A 16,711-nucleotide genomic window follows, 5' to 3' on the forward strand; every position below is an offset into this window, starting at 1 on the left:
TGAAAATATTTTTTTTACCACTAGTCATATCTAACCAAAATTAGGTAGTATTCAATTTTATTATAAAATGACGAAAAAATCTAAGGGGGAAACGTGAGGGGAAACTCAATTAGTGAACGATGGGTATAAATGACTACAAAACCTAGTTGTAAACCATAAAAAAACCCCTAAAATAGGGGTTTTTAAAAATTTGGAAGAAAATCGTTCTTCACATCTGTGGTCCCACCTGGGCTCGAACCAGGGACCACCTGATTATGAGTCAGGTGCTCTAACCAACTGAGCTATAGGACCTCAAAATTTGGTTAAATTTTGTGTTTGCAAAAATAGTAAAATTTCTTTCACTACAAAATTTTTTATGGTTTTTCTTGGCAAAGTTCTATCAATACTCCGTTCGTAGATTTTGGATGAAGGAAGACAACTAATTTGTTATCAGCACCTTCTTTTGGTTCTTCGGAGATAAATTGAAAACCTTCTTTTTTAATCTTTCCACTTCTTCAATGATGTTTTCTACTCCAAAAGCCAAATGATGAATCCCCTCGCCTTTTTTTTCGATGAATTTAGAAATCGGACTTTCAGGATTGGTAGCTTCCAACAACTCTATTTTACTTTCACCGGTTTGATAAAAAGAGGTGGTCACTCCTTCCCTTTCCACCGTTTCATTTTTATATGATTTTTTTCCTAAAAGCTTTTCAAAAAGCTCGTCAGAAAAACCTAAAGTTTTTACCGCAATACCGATATGTTCTAATTTCATAAATTTTATATTGTTTTAAAGTCTACTGAAATCATCATATCATCAGTTTTCACTTACAGAAAATTGAGCTGAAGATGATTTCAAGACCGTTTTGGCTTAATTAATCGAAAATTTGATGGTTTCGTTTATTTTCAAATAAGCAATTCAAACAAAAATAGTAAATTTGCAGAACTTATGGAAAGTAACAGACAAAGAAAAGTAGCACAAATTATACAGGAAGATTTCGCAGAATTGTTCCGCAAACAGTCAGCAGAAAGCAAACAAAGTTTTTTAGTTTCGGTTTCTGATGTCAAAATTTCTCCGGATTTGGGGGTTGCAAAAATTTATTTAAGCATTTTCCCGCAGGAATTCAGAGCTTCAATCATGAAAGAGATTGAAACTAACAAAGCACAGTACAGAAATTTCTTGGGTCAAAAGATGGCTAAGCAAGTTCGTGTAATTCCTCAGCTCAGCTTTTATCTGGATACCGCTCTTGATGATGTAGAAAAAATAGAAAAAGAACTGAGAGGCGAAGGCGACAATCCTGTATTGTAAACCATCTTGAAAAACATTGCATTTTATATAGCTTCACGCTACCTTTTATCTAAAAAAGGAAGTACGGCAGTCACATTCATTACGTGGCTGGCGGTGGGCGCTATGACGGTTGCCGTCGCTGCAATGTTTGTCATTATCTCTGTGTTTTCAGGTTTAGAGGTATTTAATCAGAATTTGATTTCAAATCTTCATGCCGATTTAACGATTAAAAGTACATCGGGGAAAACCATAAAAGATTTTGATAAGATTAAAGGTATTTTAAAAAAGAATACAGAAATTCTGAATTTCTCGCGTGTGATTGAGGAAAAAGTTTATCTCAATTATAACGGAAAAGGTGACATTGGGTATTTACGAGGTGTAGATTCTTCTTATATTAAAGTAAACCCGATTGACAATACCATTTTTTTTGGTAAATATCCCAGCTTTCAATATTCCAATGAAGTTATTATGGAACACGGTCTCGAAATGCGACTTTCGATTCCTGTTGATACTTTGAATAATTTCGCTACGGTTTTTATGCCAAAATCCGGAACCGGAATTATCAATAAAGAAGAAGATATTTACAACAAAAAGAATATTCTGGTTACCGGTATTTTTCCGGGAAATGATCAATTAAACAATTACATCATTGCACCGATTGAGTTGTCTGAAGAACTTCTTGATCTTCCAAAAAACTCGGCTTACCAAATTGTAATTAAACTTAAAAACCCTGACAAAATTAATCAGGTAAAAAAGGATTTACTTTCATCAATCGGCAAAGGAGTTGAAATTAAAACCAAGCAAGAAGAGAACGCAGCTTTCTGGAAGATGATTAATACAGAAAAACTTTTCATTTATTTAATATTCGCTTTGGTAATTTTCATTACAACATTCAATTTGGCCGGAGCAATTATCATCTTACAACTCGACAAAAAGCAACAGGCAAAATCATTAATATCTTTAGGATTTCCTTTAAGTCATTTAAGGAAAACATATTTCTATACGGGAATTTTAATTGTTGTCTTAGGCGTTATTTCAGGCTTACTTTTGGGAACAGCATTATGTTTTTTTCAATTGAAAACTGAGTTTTTCAAAGCTGTTGAAACCTTACCTTTCCCTGTGAAAATTGTGGCAGAAAATTATTTAATAGTTGCTGCAACCGCTTCTATATTCGGAATTTCTATTTCTTGGTTTTTCTCAAAGATCAGTAAAGATTACATTACTAAAAATTAACATATTACGGTTAATATTTTTCGTAGATTTGCCTTCCAATTTAAAAAAATGAAGCGAATTTTATTTTCTTTTGTATTAAGTATTCTTTTTATTAATGCTTTTGCACAAATTCCGACTGGATATTACGACAACGCAACCGGTACCGGAGCAGCTTTGAAAACTCAGCTTAAAACAATTATAACTGCCGGACATAATCCCGGTTCTTATGGTGGTTTATGGATAGCTTATCAAACTACTGATATCGATAATTTTTACGAAAATGACGGGTCGGTTCTTGATATTTATTCGGAAAATCCAACCAATTCAGATCCATACAATTACACAGTAGGAAGCACCAATCAATGTGGATCCAATGGCTACGGAGGTGAAGGAGATTGCTACAACAGAGAGCATATCATTCCGCAAAGTTTATTTAACGAAGCATCACCGATGGTATCAGATATACATTTCATCCGTGCTACAGATGGTTACGTAAACAATATTAGAGGTAGTTTACCTTTTGGTATGGTAGGTGTTACAAATTACATTTCCGATAACGGTTCTAAAAGAGGAAGCTCTGTATCTGCAGGATATACCGGAACTGTATTTGAACCTATCAACGAATTTAAAGGTGATGTAGCAAGAATGATTTTTTATTTTGTAACAAGATATGAAAGTCAACTATCAAATTTTAGTTCTGGAAATATGCTTGGGAACTCTCCTTATCCGGGATTACAACAATGGCAACTGAACCAATTATTGGCTTGGCATACGCAGGATCCAGTATCTCAGCTAGAAATTAGCAGAAACAACGCATCTTATGTTTATCAAGGAAACAGAAACCCTTACATCGACAACCCATCATACGTAACTGCTGTCTGGGGAACACCTGTTATTGACACACAAGCTCCGACCGCTCCAACTAATTTAGTTGCAAATAATCCGACATCAAACACTGTTGCATTGAGCTGGACAGCTTCAACCGACAATGTAGGAGTAGCGGGATATGACATCTATGCAAATTCAGTATTTAAAGCTACAGTATCAGGAACAACAGCAACTGTTCAGGGGCTAGCTCCTTTAACGGCTTACAACTTTTATGTAATTGCTAAAGATGCAGCAGGAAACCCATCTCCTCAAAGCAATATTGCAAATGAAACTACATTAGCAGGACAACCTGGAGGCAGCAGCTGTGGAACAGAAGACTTTACAAACATTCCGACCTCTACAAATCCTGCTTATGCTACCAGAACTTGGACTAACAACGGCATCACATGGACATCAACTGATTCTAGAGTAGATGAAGTAATTAATGGTAAGGCTATAACACTTAGAGATAGCGAACTCACAAGCACTACTCTTTCTGGTGGAATTCAAAACTTGCAAATAAAAACACAATTAAAATACGGAAGTACTGCTGGTACACTCAATGTTTTAATAAATGGCAACCTTGTAGGGACAATTCCTTATACAGCAGATAAAAGCATGACAATTGCCACAATTAATAATATCAATATCTCAGGAAATGTTGTGATTAAAATAGTTAACCCGCCTAGCAGTAATAATGGCAATAGAGTTGCGTTAGACGATCTTAGCTGGACGTGTTTTAGCGCACTATCAACTTCTGAAACATCAAAAGAAAAATCTTTCAGCATCTACCCTAACCCGGTAAAAAACAATGAGGTTTTTGTAAAAGGTGAAAACTTAAACAAAATTGTAAAAGCTGAAATTTATGACTTATCAGGAAAATTAATCAGGTCGATTGAAAATCCTTTTAAAAACTCAAACAAAATCAATCTTCACGGAATTACCAAAGGAGTTTACATCCTGAAAACAGACAACAGTACTTCAAAATTCATCGTAGATTAATTAAACTAAATATTATTCAACTAAAAGACCGATTTTTTCGGTCTTTTTTTTATTTTTGAATTATGGATTCCAATAAAAAACTAGGTCTCATCGGGAGAAACATTTCGTATTCTTTTTCTAAGAATTTTTTTGAAGAAAAATTTCAAAAGCAGATGCTCACTCATTTTTCATATCAGATTTTTGATCTTCAGGAAATTGACGAGGTTAAAAATTTATTGAAAGATTCTGAGCTTTTAGGCTTTAACGTAACAATTCCTTACAAAGAAAAAATCATTGATTATCTGGATGATTTAAGTGATGAGGCCAGAGAAATTGGAGCAGTGAACTGTGTCTTGATTCATGACGGAAAAAAAACAGGTTACAACACCGATGTATTTGGTTTTGAAAAAACATTAAAAATTCACAGAAAAGCACATCAAAATACGGCTTTGATTTTAGGAAATGGCGGCGCTGCAAAAGCAATTCAATATGTTTTAACTAAAAATGGAATTTCATCAAAAATAGTTTCGAGAAATTCAGATTTAAATTTTGAAAATTTAGATAAAGAAACCGTAGAAAATCATAAAATTATCGTGCAATGCACCCCTGTCGGAACATTTCCAAATATTGAAGATTGCCTGGATTTTCCTTTTGACGGACTTTCAAAAGATCACTTGGTGATTGACTTAATTTACAATCCAAATTATTCAAAATTCATCATTAAATCCGCTGAAAATGAAGCAAAAACGGTGAACGGATATTACATGCTTGAGCAACAAGCAGAAAAAGCATGGGAAATTTGGAATAATAAAAAAAAATAACATAAATTAGTACTTTATTAGGCTTTTACTACATATAGAGAAATAACGCCACTCACATAAAAGATTTGCTATGACTACAGAAAACAACCTTTCTGAAAACGAAGAAAATAAAATTTCTACCGAGGAAACTCAACAGGAAACATCTGAAATTACAGTTTCTTCTGAAGAAACGCCCCACGAAGAAGAAGCTGAACATACAGAAGAACATGTAGATGCAGATATTTCTCTGGCTGATGCCCTGAAAGAAATGGAAAAAATCATCAATTCTACCACTGCAGGAGAAAACTTCAGACAGTTTAATGCATTGAAAGAAAAAGCAAATCACGCCATTCACGATGAGATTGAAGACAAAAAGCACGAATATGCAGATGCAGGAAATGCACCTGAAAATTTCAGCTATGAGCATCCTGCGCAATCTAAACTCTCTGCACTGATTCATATTTACAAAGAAAAGCACGACGCTTTTCAAAAAGGTCAGGAAGAGGAACAGAAAAAAAACCTAGATCACCGTCAAAATTTAATTGACAGATTAAAAAATCTATATACCAATTCTGAGCCTGGAGTTAATCTTTTCAAATCAATTCGTGAGATTAAAGAAGAATGGTCAAAAGCCGGACAGGTTGCAAAATCTGAATTTAAAATCCTCAACAATAATTATTTCCATCATTTGAATCAGTTTTATCAGATGTTGGATCTTAATAAAGAATTTCTTGAGCAGGAATACAGCCACAATCTTGAAAAAAGACAACACATTATTGCCCGTGCAAAAGAGTTGGAAAACGAGCCTGTTGTACAAAAAGCTTTAAATGAATTGCAATATCTTCATAAGCTTTGGAAAGAAGAAGCTGAGCCTGTTGCTGAAGAATTCCGTGAGAAAACCTGGGATGAGTTTAAAGAAATTTCAAACAAAATTCACGAAAGAAAATCTGAACTTTCTGCAGCGATTGAAACTGAGCAAAATGCCAATTTCGAGAAGAAAAACGAAATCATTGCTGAAATCAAGAAATTATCTGAACCCAAAGATACTCCAAACCACAATTATTGGCAGAATTCTATCAAAAGAGTAGAAGAGCTTCGTTCAGAATTTCTAAAAACAGGAAGTGTTCCTAGAAAATTATCCAACAACAACTGGAATGATTTTAAATCTACGCTGAGAAGTTTTAATACTACAAAAAACAATTACTATAAATCATTGAAAGGTTCTCAACAAGAGAATTTAGATGAAAAATTAAAACTAATTCAGACTGCAAAAGACAATATGCTTTCTGAAGATTGGGATATTGCCGTTGCACTTTTCAAAAAACTTCAGGAAGACTGGAAAAAAATCGGTCACGTACCAAAAAGCATGACCAATAAAATCTGGGATGAGTTCCGTGAGGCTTGTAACACATTTTTTAATAATTACAGAGAAAAAAGCAGTGCTTCTACCGACAATTGGAAAGAAAATTATAAGCAGAAAAAAGAGATTCTTGAAGAGCTTAAAACCATTTCTGATGATGAAGGAAGCATTGAGAAAATTGAAAACATCAAAACTGCGTGGAATAATATCGGAAAAGTTCCAAGAGATAAAATTGGCATCAACTCTGAATTCAATAAGACTTTAAGAGAAAAATTAAAGCTGAATAAAATCAATGAATTGGAGCTGAAAGAAGAAGGTTTATCTGAAAACCAATTGACAGACAAAGCGAGAAAAATTAAGAGCCAGATTTCTGATCTTGAAGCTGAAATCGTAAAACTGGAAAATAATTTATCTTTCTTCAAAAAACCATCGAGAGAAAACCCGATGCTTACAGAAACATATAATACGATTGACAATAAAAAAGGTCACCTAGAAACTTTGAAGCAGAATCTGCACAATATCATTTCTGGAGATTAAAATATTTAATACAATTTACATAGGCGAAGCAAAGAAATTTGTCTTCGCTTTTTCATATTATGCAAGACGAATTTTATATAAAAAGATGCATCGAGCTAGCTAAAAAAGCTACGGGAGACACCTACCCAAATCCTTTGGTAGGCAGCGTGATTGTTCACAGCGGAAAGATTATTGGTGAGGGTTATCATCATAAAGCAGGAGAAAACCATGCGGAAATCAACGCCATCAATTCTGTTGATGATAAAAGCCTAATCCCAGAATCTACCATCTATGTTTCACTGGAGCCTTGTGCTCACTTTGGAAAAACACCGCCATGTGCTTTAAAAATCGTGGAATTAGGATTTAAAAAAGTCGTTATCGGCGCAATGGATTCTCATGATAAAGTGAACGGAAAAGGGAAAAAAATTATTCAGGATGCAGGGATTGAAGTGCTATCCGGAGTTTTGGAAAAAGAATGTATTGATTTAAATAAAAGATTCTTCGCCTATCATGAGAAAAAGCGTCCTTTTATCGTTCTAAAATGGGCACAATCAGTAAACGGATTTATAGATAAAGATTTTAAACCCACACAGATCAGCAATTCTTTAACGAAACAATATGTTCATGAATTAAGAAATAACGAACATGCCATTTTGATTGGAACAATGACAGCTCTGCGCGATAATCCCAGTTTGACCACAAGAGAAATGACGGGAAGAAATCCTATAAGAATCTTGATTGATATTGATCTCAAAGTTCCGAGTGATTATCACATTTATAACAATGAAGCGGAAACTTTGGTATTTAATTCTATAAAAAATTCCGATGAAGGAAATATTAAATTCATTAAAACCGAGAGAGAAGGATTTATTGAAAAGTTGATTAAAAAATTATATGAATTACAGATTCAATCAGTAATTGTTGAAGGTGGAAATTTAGTTTTACAACAATTTATAGATGCTAATTTGTGGGCCGAAACCATTGTTATTAAAAATGAAAATCTCCAGATTGAAAACGGAACTAAAGCACCAAGATTTCAGCATGAACCTTTTGAAATTAAACAATTCAGAGATAATCTTATGGAATTTCATGAAAATTCAAATTAGAATTTTAAGGAAATGATACACGAATATAAAACCATTGATAAACCTATTGAAAACATACTTCTCAAAGAAAAGGGAAGCAAATTTATAGGTTTTGCTTTTCCGGTAAATAATGAAACTGAACTTAAAAATGCTTTAGAAAAAGTAAAATCAGAACATCCAAAAGCGACTCATCATTGTTATGCTTTCCGAATGGGTTTGAATGGAGAAAATTATCGCGCAAATGATGATGGAGAACCCTCTGGAAGTGCAGGCCTACCCATTTACAATCAACTTTTAGCAAATGAAATCACCAATATTTTGGTCATCAGCGTGCGTTATTATGGTGGTACAAAACTGGGAGTTTCAGGCTTGGTAAAAGCGTATAAAGAATCTGCTAAAATCACTTTAGAAGAAGCTAAAATCATCACTAAAGAATTAGAAATCGAGATTGAAATTCAGTTTAACTTCAATCAGCAAAATGTAATTTTCACTTTACTTTCAAAGTTTGACGCAAAAGTTTTGAATTTTGATGCTGATGAAAACTGTATTCTTACCGCTACTTTAAAAACAGCGCAAAAAGAAAGCATCTCAGAAAAACTTTCTGAGATGCAACATATTTCTTTTGATTTTAAAGACTAAATTCTAATCTCTTCTGCCTCCCATCAAAAGGGAAGCAAAGTAAAGAAGCTGTGCTAAAGAACCAAGAGCCGCAACAAGGTATGTTCTCGCCGCCCAAGTAAGACTGTCTTTCACACCAACAAATTCTTCGGCAGTTACTGTTCCTGTATCTTTCAACCATTTCATCGCTCTGTTACTTGCATCATATTCCACCGGAAGTGTTACGAATGCAAAAAGTGTTGTCAATGCAAACATAATGACTCCAATCAGAAGTACTATTTTGTTTCCGCTCATCGCCATTACAACGATGCCTCCCATCAGAACAAATTGCATTAAATTAGAACTGATACTTACTACCGGAACTAATTTGGATCTCAACTGCAACATCGAATAACCAACTGCATGTTGTACCGCATGACCACATTCATGAGCTGCAACCGCCGCTGCCGCTGCATTTCTCTGCATATAAACACCTTCTGAAAGGTTCACTGTTTTGTCTGCTGGATTATAATGATCTGTGAGTTGCCCCGGAACCGATATTACCTGAACATCGTTGATTCCGTTATCTCTCAACATTTTTTCTGCCACTTCTTTTCCTGAAAGTCCATTTCTAAGATGTACATTTGAGTAATACTCGAATTTAGATTTCAATCTTGAGGAAACCAGCCAGCTTAAGAGCATTGAGATTCCTATAATAAGATAATAACCTGTCATTTTTTCTGATATTTAATAAATAATAATTCTAATATGAGATGTAATAATTGTGCCAAAGTATTAACAATTATTAATTATATTTGTGGTAGAAATTACCCTAAAATACTATGTCAGAAGTTTCAATTCTTGAAGTAAAAACACCTAACGAATTAAAACAATTTGTAAAATTCCCGATGGACTTGTACAAAAACAACCCATATTACGTTCCTTCTTTTGTGAAAGACGAGTTGAACGTGTGGAATTCTCAGGAAAATCCTGCGTTGCAGTATTCTGAAGCAAAGCAGTTTTTGGCATGGAAAGACAAGAAAATAGTTGGAAGAATTGCCGTAATCATCAATCATAAAGAAGAAAAAGAACTCGGTATCAGAAAAGTTCGTTTCGGATGGATTGATTTTATTGATGATAAAGAAGTTTCAAAAGCATTGATAGATACCGTGATCAACTATGCCAAGTCACATCAGATTGACAATATTGAAGGCCCTATGGGTTTCACCAATCTTGACAAAGCAGGAATGCTGACTTTCGGTTTTGAGAAAATCGCCACAATGATTGGAATTTACAATCATGAATATTACCCTCAGCACATTGAAAATCTTGGACTTGTAAAAGAAAAGGAATGGGTAGAATTCGAGATGAACTTCCCGAAAATTCTTCCTCCGAAAGTAGAGAAATTCAGCAAACTGATTGCTGAAAAATATAAATTAAGAGTTCTAGATTTCCAAAGCAAAGAAGAGATTTTACCATATGTGAAACCTATGTTTAAGTTGCTTGACGAAACCTACAAACATCTTTCGACCTACACCCCGATTTCCGAGGAACAAATTAAGACTTACAAAGAAAAGTTCTTCCCGATGATTGCTAAAAACTATGTGATTTGTGTAGTTGATGAACATGATGAACTGGTTTCTTTTGCAGTGACGATGCCTTCGTATTCTAAAGCATTACAGAAAGCTAAAGGAAAACTTCTACCATTTGGCTGGTGGCATTTTATGCAGGCTCAAAAGAAAAATGATCGTGCTAATTTTTATCTGATTGGAATTCATCCAGAATATCAAAGGCGTGGCGTGACGGCAATTATTTTTAAAGAAATTTTTGTTCGTTTCAATAACATGGGGATCGATTTCGCCGAAACCAACCCAGAACTAGAAGAAAACAAAAGCGTGCAGGTACTTTGGCAAGATTACAACCCAGTTAATCATAAAAGAAGAAGAACTTATTCTTTAAAATTCTGATATGAAAACACACCTCATCCTATTTGCTATTTTAATTGCCGGTTTCGTCTCTTACAATCTCTTTTTACAGTCTGAAGATGACCGCACAAATACCATCATCAACATTTTATATGCGAGTGTGCTTTTTGGTTACATTTCATTTATGGCGTTCTCTCTCCTCAAAAAACTGAAGAAGTAACTGCTATTTTTATTGATTCTAAATTATCGGTTTTTCCTATTTTCATCAGACTTTTAAGTTGATTAATTTCATGCTTTATTGTTTATTGCCTAAATTTGCAACTTGAGATAATAATGTAAAAATGAATTTACCTGAAAGTTATATTCCAATACTCATACAAGCCGGTGTAGCCATTGGTTTTGTTGCCATTTCTTTATTAGGCGCTCATTTTTTGGGTCCACAGCAGAAAAAAGGGAATTCTGTAAAGAACTCAAGCTGGGAATGTGGTATTCCTGTTGAAGGGAATGCAAGAACTCCATTCTCCATTAAATATTTCTTAACGGCAGTACTTTTCGTATTGTTTGATATCGAAATCGTATTCTTTTATCCGTATGCTGTCAACTTCAGAGAGTTTGGAGTTGAAGGTTTTTTTGCAGTGCTAATGTTCGTAGCGATTTTCTTCCTTGCATTTTTCTATGTTTGGAAACGTGGTGCGCTAGACTGGGATAAATAAATTCATCATCATTTTAAATAAGAGATTTAGATAAGCACAATCGAACTAAGGTTAACATTAACCGTAATTTGGAATCTAAATTAGAATATTAAAATCAACAAAATGTCAGATCAAAAACCAATTATAAGAACAGATGCACCAGCTCCCGAAGGATTTGAAGGAGAAGGTTTTTTCGCAACAAAACTGAGTAGCGTAATCGGTATGGCTAGAAAGTTTTCACTTTGGCCTCTACCTTTTGCAACTTCTTGTTGTGGTATCGAATTTATGGCGACGCTAAACCCTACATATGATGCTTCAAGATTTGGTATGGAAAGAAACTCTTTCTCACCAAGACAGGCAGATATGCTGATGGTTTGCGGAACTATCTCTAAAAAATTAGGACCTGTTTTAAAAGAAGTTTACACTCAAATGGCTGAGCCAAAATGGGTTGTAGCTGTTGGAGCATGTGCGTCAAGTGGTGGCATTTTTGACAGTTATTCTGTTTTACAGGGAATTGATAAAATTATTCCGGTAGACGTTTATGTTCCAGGATGCCCGCCAAGACCGGAGCAGATTATTGAAGGCGTAATGCAGGTTCAGGCTTTGGCAGAAAGCGAAAGCATCAGAAGAAGAGATACGCCGGAATATCAGCATTTACTAGACTCTTATAACATTAGCAACTAAGAGAAATGACGAACGAATTTGTATTAGAAGCAATTACGAGAGAATTTCCGGAAACTGTAATTTCAAGTTCAGAACCTTACGGAATGCTGACAATTGAAATTAAAAAGGAAGACATTAAAAAAGTCATTCATTATTTGAAAGACTCTTCTTTAGAAATTAATTTCCTTACCGATGTTTGTGGAATCCATTACCCAGAATTTCCTGAGAAAGAAATTGGTGTAGTGTATCATTTACAAAATATGATGACCAACTTCAGACTGCGTTTGAAGATTTTCATGTCAAGAGAAAATATCGAAGTAGATTCTTTGACTGAATTATATGCTGGAGCTAACTGGATGGAAAGAGAAACTTTTGATTTCTACGGAATTAAATTTAAAGGACATCCGGATTTAAGACCAATTTTAAATATGGAAGATCTTGGATACCACCCTATGTTGAAAGAATATCGTCTTGAAGACGGGACAAGAACCGACAAGGACGATGCAATGTTCGGAAGATAAAAAAATATAAATGATTAATGATGATTGATGTATGATCAATTATCTCCTATCAATTATCAATTATATATTATGAAAGATAACTCATTATCTAATATACTTAACCAACACGAAAGTAAAGAACAGATTGACGGGCAGCTTTATACCCTGAATCTTGGTCCTACACACCCTGCAACACACGGAATTTTCCAGAACGTGTTGACAATGGATGGAGAGAGAATTCTTCATGCTGAGCAAACGGTTGGTTATATTCACAGAGCTTTTGAGAAAATTTCTGAAAGAAGAAACTATTCTCAAATCACTACCCTTACTGACCGTATGAACTATTGTTCAGCTCCTATCAATAACTTAGGATGGCACATGACGGTTGAAAAGCTAATCGGTATCAAAGTTCCAAAGCGTGTAGATTATATGCGTGTTATTTTGATGGAATTGGCAAGAATCGGTGACCACTTGATTTGTAACGGGGTAACCGGAATGGATGCAGGTGCAATTACAGGATTGACTTATATGTTCATAGAAAGAGAACGTATTTATGATATGTACGAGCAGATTTGCGGTGCCAGAATGACGACCAATATGGGAAGAATCGGAGGTTTTGAAAGAGATTTCACTCCAAAATTCCATGAATTGCTGAAAGACTTCTTAAAAACTTTCCCTGCAAGATTTGCCGAATTTGGTCAGTTGTTAGAAAGAAACAGAATTTTTATGGACAGAACCATTGGTGCAGGAGCAATTTCTGCTGAAAGAGCTTTAAGCTATGGTTTTACAGGTCCGAACTTACGTGCAGCAGGTGTAGATTATGATGTAAGAGTTGCAGAACCTTACTCTTCTTACGAAGATTTTGACTTTATTATTCCTGTAGGAACTGCAGGTGACACATACGATAGATTTATGGTTCGTCAGCAGGAAATCTGGGAATCATTAAAAATAATTAATCAAGCTTACGATAATCTTCCTGAAGGACCTTTCCACGCAGATGTTCCTGATTTCTATCTTCCTGAAAAGGCGGATGTTTATCAGAAAATGGAAGCTTTGATCTATCACTTCAAAATTGTAATGGGAGAAACTGATGTTCCGAAAGGAGAAGTTTACCATGCAGTAGAAGGCGGAAACGGAGAATTAGGATTCTATTTAGTGAGTGACGGTGGTAGAACACCTTACAGATTGCACTTCAGAAGACCTTGTTTCATTTATTATCAGGCTTATCCTGAGATGATTACAGGTTCTGTTATTTCAGACGCCATCGTTACGATGTGTAGTATGAATATCATTGCGGGAGAATTAGACGCATAAAAAGAAGACGTCAGACATCAGACTTAAGATGTTAGACTCTTCGCTTTATATATAAATTTAAAATCTGATGTCTGAAATCTGGCATCTGAAATCTTAGATAAGAAATGAGCGAAACAATAGCTTTTAAACCGGAAAGTTTACAGCAGGTAGATAAAATTATCGCTAGATATCCTGAAGGAAAACAAAAATCGGCTCTCCTTCCTGTGTTGCATATTGCACAGAAAGAATTTGGAGGATGGTTAGACGTTCCTGTAATGGATTATGTTGCTGAATTATTGAGTATTAAGCCGATTGAAGTGTATGAAGTGGCAACTTTCTATACCATGTTCAATATGAAACCGGTGGGTAAATATGTTTTAGAAGTATGCAGAACCGGACCTTGTATGGTTTGTGGAAGCGAAAAAATACTAGACCACATCAGAACAAAGCTGAACATTAAAGACGGCGAAACTACCGCAGACGGCATGTTTACATTAAAGCCAGCTGAATGTTTGGGTGCTTGTGGATATGCTCCAATGTTGCAGTTAGGAAAGTTCTATCACGAAAATTTAACCATAGAAAAAGTTGACGAAATCATTGATCTTTGCAGAGAAGGACAAGTTGATTTGGGCTAATATAAATTTCATTTTTAACAATTAAATGCAAGAAGCCAAAAGCCAATTGCAATAAGCATATTAAAATGAGTAAAAAACTTTTACTTAAAGACGCACACATCGAAGGCATCCGCTATTATGAAACTTACCGTAAACAGGGAGGTTACACTGCAGCAGAAAAAGCCTTGAAAATGACACCCGAAGAAATTCTTGAAGAAGTAAAAGTTTCAGGTCTTCGTGGTCGTGGTGGTGCAGGTTTCCCCACGGGAATGAAGTGGAGCTTTCTGGCAAAACCGGAAGGTGTACCAAGACACTTGGTAGTGAATGCAGACGAATCTGAACCGGGAACTTTCAAAGACAGATATTTGATGGAATTTCTTCCTCATCTTTTGATTGAGGGAATGTTGATTTCGTCCTACACTTTAGGTTCGAATGTTTCTTATATCTACATCCGTGGAGAGTATTCATGGATTCCGGATATTTTGGAAGAGGCAATTGAAGAAGCTAAAGCAGCAGGATTTTTAGGTAAAAACATCTTAGGAACAGGTTTCGATTGTGAAATTTATGTTCAGAGAGGTGGTGGAGCTTATATCTGTGGTGAAGAAACGGCTTTACTTGAATCTCTTGAAGGAAAAAGAGGAAACCCAAGATTAAAACCACCTTTCCCGGCTGTAAAAGGACTTTGGGAAAGACCAACCGTTGTTAATAACGTTGAATCTATTGCAGCAATTGTTCCGATCATCGATATTACAGGAGCAGAATATGCTAAAATCGGTGTTGGAAGATCTACAGGTACTAAATTAATTTCTGCTTGCGGAAATATCAATAAGCCGGGAGTTTACGAAATCGACATGACCATTACGGTTGAAGAATTCATTTATTCTGACGAATATTGTGGCGGAATTCCAAATGGGAAAAAGCTTAAAGCTTGTATTCCTGGAGGAAGTTCAGTTCCGATTGTTCCGGCAAACTTATTATTGAAAACCGTAAACGGTGAACCAAGATATATGAACTATGAATCTCTTGCTGACGGTGGTTTTGCTACCGGAACGATGATGGGTTCAGGAGGTTTTATTGTTTTGGATGAAGACCAGTGTGTTGTAGAACATACCATGACTTTGGCGAGATTTTATCACCACGAAAGTTGCGGACAGTGTACTCCTTGCCGCGAAGGAACGGGATGGATGCACAAGATTTTAAAGAAAATAGAAAAAGGAGAAGGAAAAATGGAAGACATCGATTTGCTTTGGGATATCCAGAGAAAAATCGAAGGAAACACCATTTGTCCGTTGGGTGATGCGGCAGCATGGCCTGTAGCAGCAGCGATTCGTCATTTCAGAGATGAATTTGAGTGGCATGTGAAAAATCCTGAATTAAGTCAAACTCAGAATTACGGTTTAGCCAATTATGCAGACCCGATTCCAGTTGCAGCAAGTAATTAATAGAGATTGAAGTTTTGAAGAAGATAATTATTGTTGGATTATTGATGTCGAATTTTGTTTTTGGGCAAAGAATAGAAAAAGACACAATAGAAACACTAGAACATGATGATGGGCTTATTGTAGGTACTAAAAGTGAAACTTTCAAAAAGGTGCAATGCTCGTTTTTTGGGGTTGGAATTTTGCTAAGTACAGCAAATCTGACATTAGGTTTAAAGGAGATGGATATGATTTTCAGTTGAATAATGTGGTTGCTCACGACAGACAGACAAAGTTTGATTGGGGAACTTATTTTAATCCGGGAAGAATTACAATTCCTCAGACGAATGTAAGAATTGCATATTTTATTAAAGATAATTTGGCAATTGTGGGAGGATTAGACCACATGAAATATGTGATGGATCAAGATCAGACGGTAGATTTTTCAGGACGTATAGACAACCCAGAATTTGCTAAAATGGTAAAAAATGGTCAGATTGATTTATCTGATGAGCAGTTTTTAACATATGAGCATACCGATGGTTTAAATTATATCAACTTCGGTTTAGAAAAATATAAAAATCTATTACATACGAAGAATTTTGATATCAATTGGGGTTATGGTGCAGGTGCAGGAGTTTTATTTCCGAAGACCAATGCTAAATTATTTGGTTACGAAAGAAGCGACAGATTTCATGTAGCAGGTTTCGGATTAGATGCAAGAACCAACCTTAATTTTATTTTGTGGAGACACATTGTAGCAAGAGTAGAAGTAAAATATGGCTACATTAATCTTCCGGATGTTAAAACAAGATTAAGCGGATTTTCAGATAAAGCAAGTCAGGATTTCACTTTTGCACAAGTCAATTTTGGAATCGGATATACTTTTAATACAGCAAAAAAGTCAAAGTAATTTGATTTTAA

At 35.2% G+C, this 16,711-nt stretch carries 17 protein-coding genes, 1 tRNA gene and 1 pseudogene; 16 read left to right on the top strand and 3 right to left on the bottom strand.

Going from position 1 to position 16,711, the window contains the following annotated elements:
- Window positions 1-217: 217 nt before the first annotated feature.
- Both EAG08_RS06945 and mce read right to left on the bottom strand, forming a co-directional pair.
- Window positions 218-291, bottom strand: a tRNA-Ile gene (locus EAG08_RS06945).
- A gap of 62 nt (window positions 292-353) precedes the next feature.
- Window positions 354-751 (bottom strand): annotated as a pseudogene (gene mce, locus EAG08_RS06950) (methylmalonyl-CoA epimerase).
- A 174-nt stretch (window positions 752-925) separates the two neighbouring features.
- Between mce and rbfA the strand changes: the two are divergent.
- The 7 genes from rbfA (at window position 926) to EAG08_RS06985 (ending at window position 8,724) form a co-directional block, all read left to right on the top strand.
- Window positions 926-1,285 (top strand): 30S ribosome-binding factor RbfA, encoded by a 360-nt coding sequence (rbfA, locus tag EAG08_RS06955; RefSeq protein ID WP_129534819.1) that lies wholly within the window; start codon window positions 926-928, stop codon window positions 1,283-1,285.
- Window positions 1,286-1,291: 6 nt separating this feature from the next.
- Window positions 1,292-2,497 carry an ABC transporter permease gene (locus tag EAG08_RS06960; RefSeq protein WP_129534820.1) on the top strand — a complete coding sequence of 402 codons (1,206 nt, stop codon included), beginning with the start codon at window positions 1,292-1,294 and terminating at the stop codon, window positions 2,495-2,497.
- A 48-nt stretch (window positions 2,498-2,545) separates the two neighbouring features.
- Window positions 2,546-4,345, top strand: a complete 1,800-nt coding sequence (locus tag EAG08_RS06965) for an endonuclease (RefSeq protein WP_129534821.1) — start codon at window positions 2,546-2,548, stop codon at window positions 4,343-4,345.
- 62 nt (window positions 4,346-4,407) lie between these two features.
- The gene (locus tag EAG08_RS06970) at window positions 4,408-5,145 is read left to right on the top strand and encodes a shikimate dehydrogenase family protein (protein ID WP_129534822.1); all 738 of its coding nucleotides are present in this window, start codon (window positions 4,408-4,410) and stop codon (window positions 5,143-5,145) included.
- 70 nt (window positions 5,146-5,215) lie between these two features.
- Entirely contained in the window at window positions 5,216-7,021 is a 1,806-nt protein-coding gene (locus EAG08_RS06975; protein WP_129534823.1) for a DUF349 domain-containing protein, read from the top strand.
- A gap of 59 nt (window positions 7,022-7,080) precedes the next feature.
- Window positions 7,081-8,106 (top strand): bifunctional diaminohydroxyphosphoribosylaminopyrimidine deaminase/5-amino-6-(5-phosphoribosylamino)uracil reductase RibD, encoded by a 1,026-nt coding sequence (gene ribD, locus EAG08_RS06980; protein WP_129534824.1) that lies wholly within the window; start codon window positions 7,081-7,083, stop codon window positions 8,104-8,106.
- A 12-nt stretch (window positions 8,107-8,118) separates the two neighbouring features.
- A complete protein-coding gene (locus EAG08_RS06985) occupies window positions 8,119-8,724 on the top strand; it encodes an IMPACT family protein (protein ID WP_129534825.1) in 606 nt (201 codons plus the stop codon).
- A 3-nt stretch (window positions 8,725-8,727) separates the two neighbouring features.
- On the opposite strand, the gene EAG08_RS06990 is transcribed toward EAG08_RS06985, so the two are convergent.
- Window positions 8,728-9,417, bottom strand: coding sequence for a zinc metallopeptidase (locus tag EAG08_RS06990; RefSeq protein ID WP_129534826.1), 690 nt, complete (start codon window positions 9,415-9,417; stop codon window positions 8,728-8,730).
- A gap of 107 nt (window positions 9,418-9,524) precedes the next feature.
- On the opposite strand from EAG08_RS06990, the gene EAG08_RS06995 reads away from it, so the two are divergent.
- The 9 genes from EAG08_RS06995 (at window position 9,525) to EAG08_RS07030 (ending at window position 16,700) form a co-directional block, all read left to right on the top strand.
- Window positions 9,525-10,649, top strand: coding sequence for a GTP cyclohydrolase (locus EAG08_RS06995; protein WP_129534827.1), 1,125 nt, complete (start codon window positions 9,525-9,527; stop codon window positions 10,647-10,649).
- 1 nt (window position 10,650) lies between these two features.
- The gene (locus tag EAG08_RS21325; protein WP_164998538.1) at window positions 10,651-10,827 is read left to right on the top strand and encodes a hypothetical protein; all 177 of its coding nucleotides are present in this window, start codon (window positions 10,651-10,653) and stop codon (window positions 10,825-10,827) included.
- Window positions 10,828-10,948: 121 nt separating this feature from the next.
- Window positions 10,949-11,320, top strand: coding sequence for an NADH-quinone oxidoreductase subunit A (locus tag EAG08_RS07000; protein ID WP_047447213.1), 372 nt, complete (start codon window positions 10,949-10,951; stop codon window positions 11,318-11,320).
- Between the two features lie 102 nt (window positions 11,321-11,422).
- Window positions 11,423-11,983 carry an NADH-quinone oxidoreductase subunit B gene (locus EAG08_RS07005; protein ID WP_047447216.1) on the top strand — a complete coding sequence of 187 codons (561 nt, stop codon included), beginning with the start codon at window positions 11,423-11,425 and terminating at the stop codon, window positions 11,981-11,983.
- A gap of 5 nt (window positions 11,984-11,988) precedes the next feature.
- Window positions 11,989-12,483, top strand: a complete 495-nt coding sequence (locus tag EAG08_RS07010; protein ID WP_129534828.1) for an NADH-quinone oxidoreductase subunit C — start codon at window positions 11,989-11,991, stop codon at window positions 12,481-12,483.
- 69 nt (window positions 12,484-12,552) lie between these two features.
- Entirely contained in the window at window positions 12,553-13,776 is a 1,224-nt protein-coding gene (nuoD, locus tag EAG08_RS07015; RefSeq protein ID WP_047447218.1) for an NADH dehydrogenase (quinone) subunit D, read from the top strand.
- Between the two features lie 104 nt (window positions 13,777-13,880).
- Window positions 13,881-14,390, top strand: coding sequence for a complex I 24 kDa subunit family protein (nuoE, locus tag EAG08_RS07020; protein ID WP_129534829.1), 510 nt, complete (start codon window positions 13,881-13,883; stop codon window positions 14,388-14,390).
- Window positions 14,391-14,455: 65 nt separating this feature from the next.
- Entirely contained in the window at window positions 14,456-15,811 is a 1,356-nt protein-coding gene (nuoF, locus tag EAG08_RS07025; protein WP_129534830.1) for an NADH-quinone oxidoreductase subunit NuoF, read from the top strand.
- Window positions 15,812-15,965: 154 nt separating this feature from the next.
- Window positions 15,966-16,700: a hypothetical protein gene (locus tag EAG08_RS07030; protein ID WP_228446808.1), complete on the top strand. Its 735-nt coding sequence runs from the start codon at window positions 15,966-15,968 to the stop codon at window positions 16,698-16,700.
- Window positions 16,701-16,711 lie beyond the last annotated feature (11 nt).

Origin of the sequence: Chryseobacterium sp. 3008163, assembly GCF_003669035.1 — a bacterium.
Taxonomy (GTDB): Bacteria; Bacteroidota; Bacteroidia; order Flavobacteriales; family Weeksellaceae; genus Chryseobacterium.

Bases quoted from the DNA above. Each gene is read 5' to 3' on its own strand.
- EAG08_RS06990 (WP_129534826.1), bottom strand. From the start codon at position 9,417: ATGACAGGTTATTATCTTATTATAGGAATCTCAATGCTCTTAAGCTGG.
- EAG08_RS07010 (WP_129534828.1), top strand. From the start codon at position 11,989: ATGACGAACGAATTTGTATTAGAAGCAATTACGAGAGAATTTCCGGAA.
- EAG08_RS07030 (WP_228446808.1), top strand. From the start codon at position 15,966: ATGCTCGTTTTTTGGGGTTGGAATTTTGCTAAGTACAGCAAATCTGAC.
- nuoF (WP_129534830.1), top strand. From the start codon at position 14,456: ATGAGTAAAAAACTTTTACTTAAAGACGCACACATCGAAGGCATCCGC.
- EAG08_RS06985 (WP_129534825.1), top strand. From the start codon at position 8,119: ATGATACACGAATATAAAACCATTGATAAACCTATTGAAAACATACTT.
- EAG08_RS21325 (WP_164998538.1), top strand. From the start codon at position 10,651: ATGAAAACACACCTCATCCTATTTGCTATTTTAATTGCCGGTTTCGTC.
- EAG08_RS06965 (WP_129534821.1), top strand. From the start codon at position 2,546: ATGAAGCGAATTTTATTTTCTTTTGTATTAAGTATTCTTTTTATTAAT.
- EAG08_RS06995 (WP_129534827.1), top strand. From the start codon at position 9,525: ATGTCAGAAGTTTCAATTCTTGAAGTAAAAACACCTAACGAATTAAAA.
- EAG08_RS07000 (WP_047447213.1), top strand. From the start codon at position 10,949: ATGAATTTACCTGAAAGTTATATTCCAATACTCATACAAGCCGGTGTA.
- rbfA (WP_129534819.1), top strand. From the start codon at position 926: ATGGAAAGTAACAGACAAAGAAAAGTAGCACAAATTATACAGGAAGAT.
- EAG08_RS07005 (WP_047447216.1), top strand. From the start codon at position 11,423: ATGTCAGATCAAAAACCAATTATAAGAACAGATGCACCAGCTCCCGAA.
- nuoE (WP_129534829.1), top strand. From the start codon at position 13,881: ATGAGCGAAACAATAGCTTTTAAACCGGAAAGTTTACAGCAGGTAGAT.
- EAG08_RS06970 (WP_129534822.1), top strand. From the start codon at position 4,408: ATGGATTCCAATAAAAAACTAGGTCTCATCGGGAGAAACATTTCGTAT.
- nuoD (WP_047447218.1), top strand. From the start codon at position 12,553: ATGAAAGATAACTCATTATCTAATATACTTAACCAACACGAAAGTAAA.
- EAG08_RS06975 (WP_129534823.1), top strand. From the start codon at position 5,216: ATGACTACAGAAAACAACCTTTCTGAAAACGAAGAAAATAAAATTTCT.
- ribD (WP_129534824.1), top strand. From the start codon at position 7,081: ATGCAAGACGAATTTTATATAAAAAGATGCATCGAGCTAGCTAAAAAA.